The organism is Pirellulales bacterium, assembly GCA_036499395.1.
GTDB lineage: Bacteria > Planctomycetota > Planctomycetia > Pirellulales > JACPPG01 > JACPPG01.
Map to the genome: position 1 here is coordinate 41,103 of DASYDW010000017.1, position 15,215 is coordinate 56,317.

Annotated in this window: 12 protein-coding genes and 2 tRNA genes; 2 read left to right on the forward strand and 12 right to left on the reverse strand. The window is 59.4% G+C overall.

Features of this window, described 5'->3' with window-relative positions:
- Positions 1–489 precede the first annotated feature (489 nt).
- The 12 genes from VGN12_03090 to VGN12_03145 form a co-directional block, all read right to left on the reverse strand.
- Positions 490–720 carry a hypothetical protein gene (locus tag VGN12_03090; GenBank protein ID HEY4308416.1) on the reverse strand — a complete coding sequence of 77 codons (231 nt, stop codon included), beginning with the start codon at positions 718–720 and terminating at the stop codon, positions 490–492.
- A 184-nt stretch (positions 721–904) separates the two neighbouring features.
- The gene (locus tag VGN12_03095; protein ID HEY4308417.1) at positions 905–1,720 is read right to left on the reverse strand and encodes a dockerin type I domain-containing protein; all 816 of its coding nucleotides are present in this window, start codon (positions 1,718–1,720) and stop codon (positions 905–907) included.
- Positions 1,721–2,143: 423 nt separating this feature from the next.
- Positions 2,144–3,061, reverse strand: a complete 918-nt coding sequence (locus VGN12_03100; GenBank protein ID HEY4308418.1) for a S1/P1 nuclease — start codon at positions 3,059–3,061, stop codon at positions 2,144–2,146.
- Positions 3,062–3,239: 178 nt separating this feature from the next.
- Positions 3,240–3,443, reverse strand: coding sequence for a hypothetical protein (locus tag VGN12_03105; GenBank protein ID HEY4308419.1), 204 nt, complete (start codon positions 3,441–3,443; stop codon positions 3,240–3,242).
- A 31-nt stretch (positions 3,444–3,474) separates the two neighbouring features.
- On the reverse strand, positions 3,475–4,524 hold the full coding sequence (locus VGN12_03110; protein ID HEY4308420.1) for a PEP-CTERM sorting domain-containing protein: 1,050 nt from the start codon (positions 4,522–4,524) through the stop codon (positions 3,475–3,477).
- A 519-nt stretch (positions 4,525–5,043) separates the two neighbouring features.
- Complete coding sequence (locus tag VGN12_03115; protein HEY4308421.1) at positions 5,044–5,604, reverse strand: hypothetical protein; 561 nt, start codon at positions 5,602–5,604, stop codon at positions 5,044–5,046.
- Positions 5,605–5,763: 159 nt separating this feature from the next.
- Positions 5,764–5,861, reverse strand: a tRNA-OTHER gene (locus VGN12_03120).
- Positions 5,862–6,085: 224 nt separating this feature from the next.
- A tRNA-Ile gene (locus VGN12_03125) sits at positions 6,086–6,158 on the reverse strand.
- A 127-nt stretch (positions 6,159–6,285) separates the two neighbouring features.
- A complete protein-coding gene (locus VGN12_03130) occupies positions 6,286–6,543 on the reverse strand; it encodes a hypothetical protein (protein ID HEY4308422.1) in 258 nt (85 codons plus the stop codon).
- Between the two features lie 459 nt (positions 6,544–7,002).
- Positions 7,003–9,276, reverse strand: coding sequence for a G8 domain-containing protein (locus VGN12_03135; GenBank protein ID HEY4308423.1), 2,274 nt, complete (start codon positions 9,274–9,276; stop codon positions 7,003–7,005).
- Between the two features lie 50 nt (positions 9,277–9,326).
- Positions 9,327–9,773, reverse strand: coding sequence for a carboxypeptidase-like regulatory domain-containing protein (locus VGN12_03140; protein HEY4308424.1), 447 nt, complete (start codon positions 9,771–9,773; stop codon positions 9,327–9,329).
- A gap of 22 nt (positions 9,774–9,795) precedes the next feature.
- Positions 9,796–10,788: a DUF1559 domain-containing protein gene (locus tag VGN12_03145; protein HEY4308425.1), complete on the reverse strand. Its 993-nt coding sequence runs from the start codon at positions 10,786–10,788 to the stop codon at positions 9,796–9,798.
- Positions 10,789–11,258: 470 nt separating this feature from the next.
- Between VGN12_03145 and VGN12_03150 the strand changes: the two genes are divergently transcribed.
- Both VGN12_03150 and VGN12_03155 read left to right on the forward strand, forming a co-directional pair.
- Positions 11,259–13,829 carry a hypothetical protein gene (locus VGN12_03150; GenBank protein HEY4308426.1) on the forward strand — a complete coding sequence of 857 codons (2,571 nt, stop codon included), beginning with the start codon at positions 11,259–11,261 and terminating at the stop codon, positions 13,827–13,829.
- A gap of 838 nt (positions 13,830–14,667) precedes the next feature.
- Positions 14,668–15,192, forward strand: a complete 525-nt coding sequence (locus VGN12_03155) for a TlpA disulfide reductase family protein (GenBank protein HEY4308427.1) — start codon at positions 14,668–14,670, stop codon at positions 15,190–15,192.
- Positions 15,193–15,215: the final 23 nt, after the last annotated feature.

Sequence of the window (15,215 nt, forward strand, 5' to 3'; positions counted from 1 at the left end):
TGCCTGACAAGCCAGCGCCCGTCGCGCCCCCCATGGACGAACCACCGAGGCCGGGCGATCCTGCCGCGCCAGATGAACCTCCTGCCGAACCACCGCCGCCCGAGCCTTGGGCGAAAAGACTCTTAGGCCCTGTCGCGGTTGCGTTCAGCACGATTAACGACGCGAGAAGAATAGTGCATCGCATGATCGGTTCTCCATGAAAACTTCGAACACACGAGAAGCCATTTAACGCATTTCATGTGCCGGCCGCGAGAATCGGCAATCTATCGAATCGTGGAAGCAGCCCCCCCTCCCGGACAAGGGCGACTTCATTGGCGGTTACCGCCTAATTTGAACGGATTTCTTCCAGAATGGATGCAAAATGATCTTCTGTGCATCGCGCTTTACCGCATAGACGGTCTATGAGCGTGAACACTCGTGGATCAAACCGATAGAAATGCGGCCACTTCCCTGCAGCCGCTTTGAGATCCAATGTGGTCGGAGTGCGCCTTACTCAATACCGAGCGCGTGCTTGATCGTGGCGCGGCGCTTTTTGCGCCGGGCCTGCCGCCGCTTGACTCCCGTTTCCAAGACACCTTCGACCTTTTCGATGATCGCGCGAATCGGCCCTTTCTTGGCCTTCTTCGCGCTCTTTGTGACCTTAGCGCTCTTGGTCTTCTTCGCAGCCTTCTTCTTGACGACCTTCTTCGCGCTCTTCTTGGCAGCTTTTTTCTTCGCCACGGTACGATTCCTTTCTGGAATTGTGTTCCTCGATTTCGAGACTCGCTCGGCGCGGCCGGATGTGATGCGCGCCGGCCAACGAGCAATGGTAGGGGCGTGACAAGAAAACGGCCAGCCTCACGCAAGACTTCGAGCGGTAGCGCAATGGCGCTGCGCCATCATCGAGCAAGATTGCCGCACTTGCTTAGGAGCGTCGGAGCGCCAGTAGCGCGAGACTGCTGAGTGCGGCGAGGGCGAGCGTCGACGGTTCGGGCACCGCGGCCACAACCATGGGTGACGCGCTCGCCGCAGCATTACCTGCATTCTGCAACCAATTGGCACTGATCACGGCCAAGTCGGCGGAGTTTACTTCACCGTCGCCGTTGACATCCCCGGGAAGATTCGTGCCGGATTTCAACCATTCGCTCGCAACGACCGCGATGTCCTGCGCGTTTGCGAGGCCGTCCTGGTTCGCGTCGCCCGATACGACCGTTAGCGGACCTGAAATGGCGTAAAGCGTGTGCGTTCCCCCGGATTCGTAATATCCTCCGGTGTCGACCCAGTTGATCGTCGAGGTAGTGCTATCGCCCCAGGCTGGGGTCGGCGTCCCTAACGGATCATCGGGTTCGTCGGGCTTGCCGGTCGCTCCCGTGCCCGTCCAGACTTCGTTAAATCCCGATGGCACGGGGGTTCCATGTTCGTTATCCAAGATCGGCGCGGCGATGGCTCCGTCCCACAGATCGGAATTCGAAGTCGCGATCAGTTGACCCGCCAGACCGTAGATGGGTAGCCCGGCGGACATGGGATTCGTATTCGTGTTATCGTTTGCGGCGACCGTCGAGGTGCTCGCAAGCGCCGTCCAGGTCGTACCAAGCGTCTGCAGCAACGGCTCCAGGCTCGCGGCATTCGACACAAACGAGTTGTAGTAGCCAATGTCCGAGGACGCGGCTTCGGTCGTGGTGCTGGTGACGAACACCAATCGGTACTGATCACCAGGTTTCAGACCTGCGGGCACCGTCATCGGGCCAGCCCAGGCGACGTGTTGCGAAATGAGACATGTGGTGCAACCGAAAACCAGCAAAAGTAGACACTTCATGGGAAATGCATGCGGTGATCATTAGGTGCAGTATTCAAAGAAGCAGCAGTCGGGCCGCCCCGATCTAGAGTCGATATTGCCGGGAAGCGGCACTGCCAGGATGGCGGCTCTGGCGCATGGTACCTGCGTACTGCATTCCTAGCGAGTCTTGGCGAGGCAGCAAAGACTGTGCCGAATAGGGGGTAATGCCCGATCTGCGGTGAAAACGTCACCGGCCAGCAGCCATGCTCCCTGATTACTCAATCGGCAGACGTCGAATGGGCCCGATGTGACCAGAGTAGGTGGCCACTAATTGAACAGGAGGCGCATTAAATGCGCCCTGCGTCACGAGGGTCATGAGCGGGCAATCTACAGCACAATCTGCCCCAGTACGCCGGCCAGCCGTTCACCGGCCTTGCCGATGCAGACGCGGGCCACGAGGCCGGCCGTCTCGGCATAGCTGTCCGGCACCGCCGGCAGTGTGCTCGCATCCTTATGTCCCTCGGCGACCGCAGGAATCACGGAACCATTGGTGTAGGCGTATGCCACGGCCAGGGCGTAGCTCTCTTTCGCCCAAGATTCGAACGTGGGCGCCGCAATCTCCTCGCGCGTGACTTCGCTGCGGTTGGCGGCAACGGCGGTCTGTGCCTCTTGAGCGCCGTGGGCGATCGTAGTGGGCGTTGGTCCTTTGCCCAATAGGTCGTCCCACATGGGATGCAACTTAATCGTGCGATGGCCGCCGATCCGGTACACGGAATCGTTACCGCCGGCGTCTCCCTTCGGGCATTGCTCGCTGAAGAGCGTGGCGCAGTGCAGCGGCTGATGGATGTCGCCAATCAGGTGGATGACCCAACACAGGTTAATCGCTTTCTCCGAGCCTGAAGTGGCACGAGCCTTATCCACGCAAGTCGGTAGCGCGACCAAGATGTTTTGATGCTTGGGCGGGTGGTCGGTTGCGCGAACGGCCGAGCCTGGGGGAATGTACGGGAAGTCGATGTAGTGCCAATCCCCGTGACTGAATGACTCTTGATGATGCTTGACCCAATCGGGCCAGGTGGCTGCGCGCCAAAAGGCCCATTGCCCCTCCGGCACGCCTGCAGGCCGCTCGGCAGCGAGGAATTCCTTGTAATGCGGATGCTGCTGTAGGATCGCCGCGATCTTGTCGCGTTGGGCAGGGGTCAGCCGCTGGTACGCCAGCTCGGCGACAACCATGTGCCCCATGTCGTTCCAGGCATGAGCTTGCGAGGCGCAGCAGAGAATGACGAGCGACACCAAAGAGCGCAGCATGGCGAATCCTTTCGCGGGGCCGGGAAATCCGGCGGCCAATTTATCGGCCGCGGCGCCAAATCGGCAATGCCAATCCCGGCGGGGTACTAGCTGATTTTGGCGCCATCCATTGCTAGTTCAGCCGAGAATGGCCGCGGAGAACGCTCTCTAACCAAGACCGCCGCTTGCCCGCGCGAGACTATTCCACCTCATCGATCTGGGGCGGGTATTGAAGTAGCCTTATCCGTTGCGATTCGACCCGCTCCTTGCGAATGCGGGCCTCGAATTCGACGCGTTGCCGGCGCTCGCCCAGCCCCCATAGAAGTGCCGCGACGAGTGCTATGAGCAGCAGCATCGTCCCGAGCGAGAAGCGCAACCAGCGGTGTTTCTGCTCTTTATCCAAACCCGGATTCTACTGCGCTGTCGCGCGGCAATCACCGTCGACGTCGCAGCACCAGCAACGCCAGGCCACCGAGCGCGGCGAGGACAATCGTCGATGGCTCGGGCACATTCGGGATAACGACCGGATCCGCTACAGAAAGGAAGGACACGCCGGTGCCGTGAGTGCTATCGGAAAGGATCGTGCGATTGCCCGTGATGGGATCGATGGTATAGATCGCGCCCGAAGCAACTGCCGCCATCACTATGGTGCCGTTGGCATCGGTCGTGATCCCATACGGATTGCCTATGCTCCAGATGGGCCCTGATCCCACGGTGGAACTCGAAAGGATCGTACGATTGCCGGTAATAGGGTCGACGCGGTAGATCGCTGAAATGTCATCCGCGATCAGGCTACCGTCCGCGCCCAGGATCACATCGTTGGGGGCACGAAAGTTGGGACCAGTCCCCACGGTCGGCCCGGACAATATCGTGCGATCGCCAGTCGTCAGATCAATCGATAAAAGTTGGTTTGCACCGTTAAAAGCCACGACGGCGCTCGTCCCCACGATGACGGCTCCGGACGAACTGAACCCAGGCCCGGAGCCGACACCGTTGCCCGAGATGATCGTGCGATTTCCCGTGATCGGGTCGACGCCGAAAAGCGTGCCCTGGCTCTGCTGATCGAAGGCGACAATCGAATTGCCATAAGGCAGGCCGCCGAGCAAATCCTGGAAATCAGGGCCAGTGCCGATACCTGATCCGGAGAGGATGGTGCGATTACCTGTCGCGGGATCGACTTCAATCAGGCGGCTTTGCCTCAAGCTGGTGAACGAGTTCCCGTCCCCTACTAATAGATCGCCGTTCGGAAGCAGGGTGACGCCGCCGGGGCTGGTGAAATTCGGTCCGATGCCATGTGTGTTGTCGGACAAGATCGTTCGATTGCCGGTCACGGGGTCGATGACCATTAAACCAAAATCGGTGCTACTGAACTCCGTTGTAACGACGATGTCACCCGGCTGCAGCGCAGCAGCAACAGCGGTGTGAAATCGACCGCCGACGCTGACAATAAGACCGGCGAGCGCAATGCGGATGGTTGCGTGCATGAAATGCCCTCAGTTACCTAGTGCAAGAACAGGGGTGCGACCGCGCAGCACGAATGCGGGAATGGTGCAACGCGGAGAAGAAGCGATATCGCCGGCAAGAAACCTGCTACCGATCGACTACCAACGATCGGGCACGTCCGGCTTTGAGAAGAGGATCAGTGGCTCGCTCCGAGATAGATCAGCATTAGGCTGGAGTGTAATCTGGCCTGGGGTGGGTTGCAATAATTCGCGAAACACCCCGCCTAATACACGCACACTCCCCTGGCTCCGATGGTCATGTAAGCCTACGCAGTTGCGGGAAACTGATGTGCCGAACGTGGACCTTTCGTGGGCGCATAAAAAAGCCGTCAGGACCATGACAGTCCCGACGGCCTCCCCGTAGCGGCGCCCGTCGCGCGCCAGGGAAAGACTTCGGCGCGAAACCGGCGACGGCATCAGCGGCTCCTCGCCGATGAGCGAAGTGCGATTCGCCCGCCTGGCAGAAAGTCGACCAGGAGGCGGAGGCACGGATTGGTCGCGCTACCGCCGAACCACGAGCCGTTCCAGCAGTTGGGTTTGGCGCCATGTGCCGCGCGCGATGTTCACAAGCAACACGATCAACTCGGCTCCGGCGAAAAGCTGGACGCCGACAACCACCAATGCCGCGGCCGGTGCTAGAGGCACGAAGACAGACCGCTGTGGCGGCGCGAATCGCCCGCCAGGAATTGGCGCAGCCGCTTCGGCTGTCGCGAACATTGAGTAGGCGAAGATCACGAGAGCCAGAAGAAATGAAAGCGCTCCGATGACGCGCAGTATCGACGCGATGATGCGGAGAGCCCAGTAGCTTGGTCCGGGATCATCCAAGGGCGTTGGCTGACCATACGCCACTGGCTCTGGGTCCCAACGCTGCGGCGATTCCGGCGCCACGGCAGCAGCGGCAACCTCGGGCTGTATCGACGCGATAAAGTCATCGACGGGCGGCGCCGCCGGAAGAGTTATCGCGGCCTTGCATCGTGGGCATGCGATTGTGGCCCCCGCCTTCGTTGGCGGGTATTTGATCCTCGCCGCGCAGCCTGGACACGATATTGAAAGTTGATCCATGGCGAGCCCCTGTCCGCGGTTAACTACACCGCCGATTTTCGTCGGCCCGCAGTCGTGCCGCAAGCAAATCGTCGAGAGACGGGGGCTTGCCGGCGGGTATTCGTGCCGCGGAGCGTCGCAAGACTCGCGTCGAGCGCAATAACTGCGCATGCGCATAAACGGAGAGGGCACGATTCGAACGTGCGGATCGGCGTGACGTCGATCATGGGCCCCCGGAAAGAAAGCCCATTGCTTTAAACCAGCTCAGCCACCTCTCCCTAACAAGAGTGACTGGGGGCCATCGTAATCGGCGGGTCGTGAGAATTCAAATTTGCCGAGGCCGGCATTCCTGGCGCCAGGTATGGAAGGCGCAAGGCCGCCGATCTTGGGAAGGCGCATCGGTCGGCGACGACAACGCTTTTGAAAACGGCAGTCCGAATCAGCCCTTTCCGCGTCGCGCGTCGATCGACGCAACTCCATTCGGCGACGCGGATTCAGAAAATAGGCCCGGTGTGATTCGAACACACGACCAAGGGATTATGAGTCCCCTGCTCTAACCGCTGAGCTACGGGCCCGCGCAGGCCTTCTATCATAGGCCAGCTTTCGCGGGGCAGAAAGGCGGGATCGCCTTCGACGGAATTAATGCTCTACGCCGACGGATGACGCGCCATTAGCTCTGTACAATATGTGCACGTTGCCGATTCAGGTCGCCCTGACACCGATTTCAAAGTCCGCGGTGGCCCATGCTTCCACGGCAGTAAGGTCGTTGTAATCCCACGCGGCGGTGAAGAAGGAAGAACGCGTTAGGGTATGGCGAAATTCTTTGACTACGTCCAGCCTCGTTTCATTGCAGCAGCCATCACAACGGCCGTCGCCTTCCTGTGCATCGTGGAAGTTGGCAGGCGGTCTCTTAGCATTTTCGGCCTGTGGTGGTTCGGAAGTGGCGTTGAGGTTGGTCACGCGGCCATCGCTTTTTATCTAAAGTACGCGGGATCACTTGCTGTAGCGGCTGCGGCGTTGTTACCCGCAGTAGTGATGATTTCGAGACGGCGGTGGTGGGCTGGGGCCGTCCCCTTGGCTTGCGCTCTAGTGTTCTTGTTCTTCGCTGACCACACCCGTATTCGTGCGTGGTCTGATAGGCGCGAAGCGTTTATTGAATCGTTTTTCAATGTATTCCAAAAGCAATGCAGGTCGTTCACTGTAGCGGAAGATTGTCCTAGTCCAACGATGGTGTGGCTAGGCTTAAAAGCCCCGCCGATAACTCGATGGAGCGATGGGACCTCCTGGATTCCAGACCGATTGGTGTTTTGCGACGACGATCAAGAAGGCCTACTGCAAGTAGCCCGCGAGATATTTCCTGACGCACAAGTCAGTCGCTCATCCGAGAGTCGCGACTGAGGCGACGGTTTCTTCGCCCGATCAGTGTTTCTGGCTCAGAGCGGTACTGCCCGAGGTGATCGGCTGCGTAGTTGGTGATGCCATGGGGGCAAACGTGATCACGTGCGGTGTTTGCTCGACATGTCCCACGATGTCCTCCGACACTGCGGTGAGTGAGACAGGTTGGTCGGCCGGGATGTCGAGAAAGATTTCCCACTCGGCGAAGCTGCCGCGGGTCGAGCGAGCAGGTCGGTCATTTACAGTCACTCGCTTGACGTCGCTGGTATCCGCGACCGAGCCTCGCACTTGTACGAGGTTTCCATCGCGCACGGCGCTCGTGATGACCGTAACGGGGGGCATTTCGTCGCGGAAGCTCGAGACGCCTCCCATCCGGTTGGCTCTCCGCGGCGCTCCGGCGGCGCCCCCTTCCGTCGCGTTCTCGTTGGCGTACTCGCTCTCTTCCGGAAAGCCCATGCTGAGCGGATTGTGAATGTCGTTGACCCGCATTTCCTTGGATGTCAAACGGCGAAAGCCGGATCGATCCATGATCGAGCGCCAGATGGCCACGTCCGAACGGAACGTATCGAGACCGTCGACGAATACGCCGGTCGTTCCCAGGTGCAACGACCAGTTGGCTTCCCAGCATTTGAAGTCGCGAATCCAGAACGGCTTGCCAGGTTCTGGCATAGCCTCGGCCGCCTCGCGTGCGAGTGTCTGGTTTTGATTCGGAAAATCCAAGCCGCCGCCAACCGGTCGGGTGACGCCGCGGAGGTTCATGCAGAAGAATTTCATTGTGTGCGCTTCGTTGTCTTCGAAGCGGACGAACGGCAGGATTCGCGTGTCCTGGTTCTTGACCGTCCCGTCAGGCTGGCGAATGGGACGGATGGGATCGTAGCTGGCTGTTTTCTTGCAGTCGAATCGATAACCATATTCGGCGCACTCGACGGCCACGTTTCGCGTGATCTGGTTCTGACAGTTCGACCACCAGAAACCTGCTCCGCGATTCAGATCGAACGGCGCCACCTGATCCTTTTGCGTTTTGCCGGGCAGAACTAACGCCGCGAGGTTGTGGTCGAGTATGTTATTGACTTCGGTGCCGTCTTCCAGGAAGTAGCCGTGGCCTACGCTCTTGAAACCTACGCAGTCCCGGACCACCAGCGAATCCGTGCCATGGATCGTGATCCAACGGTTGTGGCTGTTCCAGATCGAGGCGCCGATCACCGAGCTGCCGCGCATCGTGTCGCCGCACAGATGGAAGTGAATGCTGTAGCGGCCCAACTCGTCGCGCTTGCCGAGGTGGCGAAACTCGGCATACGAGATCGATCCAGCCGAACCGCGGTGGTACATCGTATGCCCGCGCACGCCGTCCGGATCGGCCGATTCGACGACGACATTGCGCGTCAGGTTCGCCACTTCAGCCTGATGCTCGTCGTCGGCGAAGTGAGCATAAGTCAGCGGACTATCGAGAGAGATTGCATACCCGCCGGTGAAATCGCGACTGGCCGATGCGGGTCGAAACGCGCCATTGCCGCGACTTTCACCGTTGCCACGGTTTTCGCTATCGCCTCGACGTCCGCGCTCGCTTCGATCGCCCCCTTTGACGATCGTGCGTAGTTCGGTCTCGGCGCCTGCCAGAAAGTCGGATGATTGGCGATCGCGCTGCCGGTGCGTGCTGGTTACGATAATATTGTCCCCCTCTTTCCAACCTTCGACGCTTTCGGCCAAGGCCAGACTGGTGGCTCCTGGATCCGTTCCGCGCTTCAACTTGACCCAGGTTCGAGGCATCGGCGTGCCGTGCAATTCCATTCGCCCGCCACAGCAGACCAGCGCCGGGCAGGAGACCTTGTCCATGCCTTCGAGATATCGCAAGCGAATCACTGCCGTGAATTCCGCGGGGTGTGGTGCCCCGGGGCGACCGATGAACAGCGCTGGTCGAGAGTTGCCTTCGACCATCTCCTCCATCATGGCGTGGCAATCGAACCCCGCTTCCGATGGTTCTTCACTGGCCGTGATGGTGACCAACCCGGCATCGAGCACCGTGTTCCGATCGCGGGCGAATTCCAATTCGCCGGCAATCTGCACGACGCGAATGGTTTCGCGAGACGCGCTGACGTCATAGGTAACGTGATGCCCAGCGCGAACGACGACAACGTCGCCATTCATCGGCGCGCGGCCGAGATCCCACGTCTCCTTAGCAGACCACACTCCGGATTGTTTCGAGCGGACAACAGGCGGTTCTCCAGCTTCGACCGTCGTGAATGTGGATGCGAGCAAGGCGAAGACGCTCAGCAGGCGGCAGGTCGTTTTAAGTGACATAAGAACTTTGTCTCCAACGGATAAGTCGAATGTGTTGCATTGGAATAGTGTCAGCGTTTCAGATTGATCGGCGGGAGCGTGTTCTCTCCCGCTTGAATGGTGACTTTTAGAATGGGTTTGCCGGGGTTGGCGTGCTTTCCTCGAAAACGGTCTTCGCCCTCGATCTCTTCCCCGTGATCGACGGTGACCTGTGGCCATTTTGCCGTTACTGCGTGTTCTCCCGGTGCGGTGACAGACAAGGAGAAAGTGCCATTGGCGTCGGTCTTCGCGCCCAGCGTGGCGGCTTGTGCGTTTCCGATCTCAGAAAGGTAAACGTAAACGCCGGCCGTCGGCACGCCCGCGACTGTCACAACCCCCGTCGCGTTGTAGGCGGATCGCGGTGCTTCGAATTGGTCGCCACAGCCCAGCGCCATTCCTGCCGATGCGACAAGAAGAAAGCACACGGTGCGGTAGTTTGGCATCAAGGCTCTTTCCTTAATACTTGCGATGGCTGGCAATCGCTTGCAGTGGCTGGCGAAATCAATCCAACGACACGACTTCTCCGGCCCACTTGGTTGCCAGCGCAAACAGCAGGGTTGCCGGTATCTGTTCCTTGAGAAATCGTACGCTCCCATCGCACAACGCCACCTGCGCACCGCCGGGGTGAAAGCCGTATACGCCTTGCGAGTTATTACAATTGACGGCGCAATCGGTGCCGGCGGGGGTCGAACCAGCAGGATGGGGCGGCTGCGTGTAGTTGCCGGGGATGGTGTACATCGTGGCGTAGCCCTGCAGCGTGAACGAACAAATGCCAAGAGCCGAGCCCCAAAAGCCCGGCTGATCGAGCGTTAGGTCGCTGTCCGGTAGCCGCGCGCCACGAATCCAATGTTCGGGGTAACCGGCGTGCTCGGCGACGACCATCGTGTTCGAGAGGCCGTCGGTGACCGTGGCGAACCGACGATCGACAGCGGCGCTACCGCCGAGCGCCGTGTCGGTCTTGCCGCCGGGCACCGTGTACTGTCCGTTGATCGCGTGGTTTACCCAGTAGTCACCGGAATAACCTGTCATGTACGTGACCCCGGCCGTGCCCAACGTGGCCGTATCGCCCGTCGACGTATAGTAGTTGCCGTAGCTTCTGCCGGTCGAACTCGACTTTCGCAAGTTCATCAACGGGTCGACGGGACTCGACGGACAGTTCGTGAACGGAAGACGCGTATTCTGCGCCGGTTGATTGAGAACGTCCGAAAACATCAGATCAGCGCGATAGTTGACGGACGGTTGCTCGATGTAGGGCAACAGCTGGTACAAATAGCCATTGCCCAACGTGGTATTGCGGCTGACCGGAAGGACGTTCTGCGCCGATTCGAAATTCTGAATCGCCAGGGCGATTTGCTTCAGATTGTTGGCACATTGCTGGCGCCTGGCGGCCTCGCGCGCCGATTGCACCGCCGGCAGCAACAGCCCGATCAGAATGCCGATGATGGCGATGACGACGAGCAACTCGACTAACGTGAACCCGACGCGACGTCGCATTAACATCAACTGCCCCCACATTATGCCTGACTTGATCCTTTCAGCCGGTCAGGCACTGCCCGAACGCAAAGACCATACCAAGCGTCACACTTCCTCTGCGTCGGAGGTCGAAAGAACGTGGCCCCGCGTCCGTCTGCTATCAAAGGCCAGGACATACCTTGATGTCCGAGCAGATGGTCCCGACTGGAACTGGGAAGGGCGCGGCAATGAGAATCGTTTGTGTGCGCGGCGTGCCACTTATTTCGCCACGCGTGGCTATTTATTGACCGCGGCTGAAAGTTCACCTCGAATCTCGTCATTGATGCCGGATGATCGCTCGATTCCGGCGGCAACCTGCCCTGCGGACGGTCCAGTCGGTCTGCTAGCAGCGCTCGGACGATGTGCGTTGATGTTGCAGAGATTGCGAACTAACCACACAATTCCACCACGTCGTTCTGCATTCTCAGGGCGATTACTGGCGGAGGCGTGCCATGGCGAGGCGATTCTTCGTTGCTGCGTGCGGCCTGTTGCTTCTTGCGTTACCTGCTTTCGCCGATGACAAGTTGCCATCGGCAGCCGCGCCTGACGTCGAGGCTGTCGGCCTGTGGGCCGACGTCGATCGTGTGACGGTCACCGGAGCGCACACGTTTCGTCCCGAGCAAATTCGTAAGGCGTTGCGCACGGACCTTGAATTTCAGGTGGCCGGCAGCGTCACAGCTCTGCTTGCTCCGCTGCCCGGCGTTATTGCTCGGCGCGTGAGGGCCGGCTATCAGCTCGAGGGTTTTCCGCGTGCCGACGTGACGGCGCATTTGCAACGCGAAAAGTCCCAAATCGAACTCTCGATCGAGGAGGGTCCGCGTTTCACCTGCGGCGCGTTACGCATTGATGGAGCTAAGAAGATTGGCGCCGAGCGGCTGCGCGAGTGGCTCACCGTCAAGCATCCGCGCAGTGGGTCGCGGCTAGCGGGGTTCGAGATTGTCGGTGGTAAGTCCGAACCACGATGGCGGGCCGCCGCGGGAGGTCCAGCGACCTATGAGGATTTAGCGTGGGATGTCGGCGCACCGGCCTGTTTCGACGAATTATCGACTTCAGAATTGCTGAACAAAGTCACTCGCGGCTTGGCTGATCAGGGTTATCGGTCCGCAAAGTTCGACATGTCGTTGCCGCTGGACAATGCGGCCCGCAGCGCATCACTGCAAATTCACATCAGTGACGAAGGGCCGCAGGCCCTGATCGATCGAATCGAAGTCACGGGTAGCGAGCGCGACACGGCCGAGGACGTCTGTCACTACCTCAATGTGAAGGCAGGGAACCTGTACACAGACTTCGAGCGTCATCGAATCGTCTATCAGCTATCGAGCTCGGGCCGATACCTCGGGCAGCAAGTCAGCACAGTCGCCTCGGAGAATCCTCAGCGGCCGATCGTCCTGCGCATCAAACTGCTGGATTATGATCTGGCAACTCCCTTGCGAGATCCTCTTTTGCCGGCGGAAGAAGCGTTATTGAAATGTCGGGAGTGGGTTCTTGCGGCGACCGATCGCGGAGACGACCTGACGCTGCGATTTACATTGCCCGACGGCGAGGTGGCGGCGACGTATTCCGCCGCGCAAGGACTGATGCTGCAACTGCCCGCTCTGCCAACGAAAGATCTGGGCGGAAAAAGCGATGTACACGGCCAGCAGGTATTCATCGCCAGGCGTGGCGAGATTCTCTATCTGCACGCGCCGTGGACCAGGCGGTTTCAAGCGGCCGTCCCTTCGCAAAGCCAGATCATCGTAAATTTGCAAACCGCGGCCGCGCCGAAGCGCACACCTGAGGATCCGCAGTTCGCCTTCATGATGGGCATGGGGGCCAATTACAAGGGTGCGCGCAGCGAGCCGTCACCCATTCTGTTGTCTTTCGATCTGCTGCCGGCATCGATCCTCAGCCTGGCCCATTCGCGCGACGCGATCTGCCAAAGCGAGGACGGCGTCTTGACGATAACGTGGCCCGAATCGCCGGGGCGAATTCGCATCGAGGCGGCGACAGGCCGGTTGCTGGAGTTCTCGATGTTCGGCGACGAAGATGACTCGTCGTCTTTAGAAGTGTCGATCGAGCAGGGAGCTTTCACCAGGCATTGGCGAGAGATCGAAAAGCTGCTGCCTCGCGGGGTGGCCGATCTGCCCAACGACTATGACGCAAACCGCCCATTGAGTTCTTTGCTCACTACGTTGATGCACAGCCCACTGCTGGAATACGGACTGGTGGTTCTTGATGTCGATAAGCAGGGGGCTGGTCCGCTGCGCGAGACCTGCCAGGCGCTGGGCAAGTTGGTCGACAAAGGTGCCCTGGCGCCGCTCGACGACATGATTCGCAAGACATTTCAGGAGCCTGCAGATCAACCGTTGGCAATCTTCGTGATTCCCGCGGAACGCTGGCGCTTTGCCACACTCCTTGATTTGGCTTCGGTCGCGGGCTTGTTTTATGACGACGCGACGTTTTCCCAGGGATCCTGGCCGTGGCGGCTGTGGCGGGACGTGACCTTTCAAAAATTCGGCCGCGGGCAAGCGGGCAAGTACGACCTTGATATGCTGCGGTACTCGCGGCAATTAGGCCCTGTGGGCCGGTTGTTGGCCAGCTATTTGCCGATCGTCGATGCCGAGGTTGGTACGACACTGGCGATTTCGGGACTTGAGCGCCTGGATGCTGCCGACTTCGCTGCGGATTATTCACCCCTCTTGCAACGTGGCAAGCTGGCGGGCGATCTGCTTTGTACGTTGGCCGCCAGCCTGCGCGACTTGGACGATACCGACATCGCGGCGTTGGATTTGATGATCGGTGCAAACGACCAGCATGTACTGCGCACGGCTGCCCAGACTTTGCGCGACCGCTCGGATGAAAACATCGAGGACGTCTTGCCCCAGGTTCTCGACCAGCTATGGAGCGGCAGGCTGCGCGAGGTTGTCGAAAAACAGCTTCGCGCGACTCTGGAACGTAATTCGGCTCTGGCGGGCAGGCCACCTGTGGTTTATCCGACGACGGCGCCGAAGGCGGACGAAAAGGCGAAGACCGGCGAGAAATAGTCGGAGTCACGCCAGGGTGCCACTGATAGTTTGCCCAGTAGTGTCGATCTATGTATGGTGTTAAAACACTATACCGAAGCGCGAGCGAGGATTTTTGATGCGAGGTAGGGTGCGTCTGTGACGCACCTTCTTTTGTTTATCCGCAGATTGCGCCGATTGTCGAAGATGGGAATGTGGGGGAATCGAGAGATCGCGTGTCGGGGGCCCGTTCTGCGAGATGTTAGCAAGAACTCTCGCTCGCGCTTCGGACTAGTGTTTCTTTGCGACGATTGTTCTGGGCGGGTGTTTAACCCATCTGCCATTTGTGGCCGTTGATTCGGTATTTATCGGCCATCAATCGGCGCTCATTGCTTATTGCTGACGGCGTGAATGCTTTTTGGCCTGAAGAAGGGTGTGTCGAGGACACACCCTACAAGAAGATCGGGCACACCCTAGGAAATTCTCTGTGGCCTCGGTGGACTCTGTGGTGAGACATTTCGTGGTGAGAATCGTTTTCGGATTCGTGGTGCCCACAGGGCTATGCGCGTGGAAGGGCCACGGGAATATCAAGAAAGTTTGGGCGCTGCCGCCGTGATTCGGATCGAGCTTCCGGAAAGTTCTTTAAGGGGTTAGAGGGACGAAGTTTTGGAGTCGTCTGACCCACGGCAGCTTGATCTGCGCCTCGGGATGATTTTGGAGCATGACGCAGAGCACCCCTCGCACGTGGTGTTGCCGATCATCCCGGGGGCTTAAATCGGGGTCGGGCGGAGAAAGTATCGAGCCTCCGTTCTTGTAGCCCGCACAGTACGGGCGTACCATCAAGGAAGCCTGCCATCACCCCCGTTTGAGAACACGCATCATGGGACGCACCTTCGGCATTCGAATTTTGCTGACGGTTGTGCTGCTGGCCGGGTTACTGCTCTTTTTGATTCGGCAGACCCCGGAAAAGGCTAGCGAACTGCTGCCTGTCGGATCCCTGATGCCGCCGGTCTCGGCCGCAGGGTGGATCAACGATCCGGTTCCCACGCCCGAAAATCTGCGTGGCCAGGTGGTGGTGATCGACGTTTGGGCCTACTGGTGTGGTCCGTGCATTGAATCGATGCCCGAGATGGTCTCGGCGTACGACAAATACAAAGACCGAGGCGTGCGGTTCATCGGTCTAACGGCCGAAGGGGCCGAAACTTTGACCGAGACAAAGGCCATCGTCGAGAAAGCGAAACTCCCTTACCCGAATGGTTATGGCGCGGCCGACACGGTCGATGCCCTGCGCGTGGAAATGATTCCCTCGGTATTTGTCATTGGTCGGGACGGCCGCATCATCTGGCACACCGATCGGCCGGGAACGGTTGAAGAAGCCATCGAGTCAGCACTGGCTAAGAGCTGATGACGAGCAGCACGGCACTCATC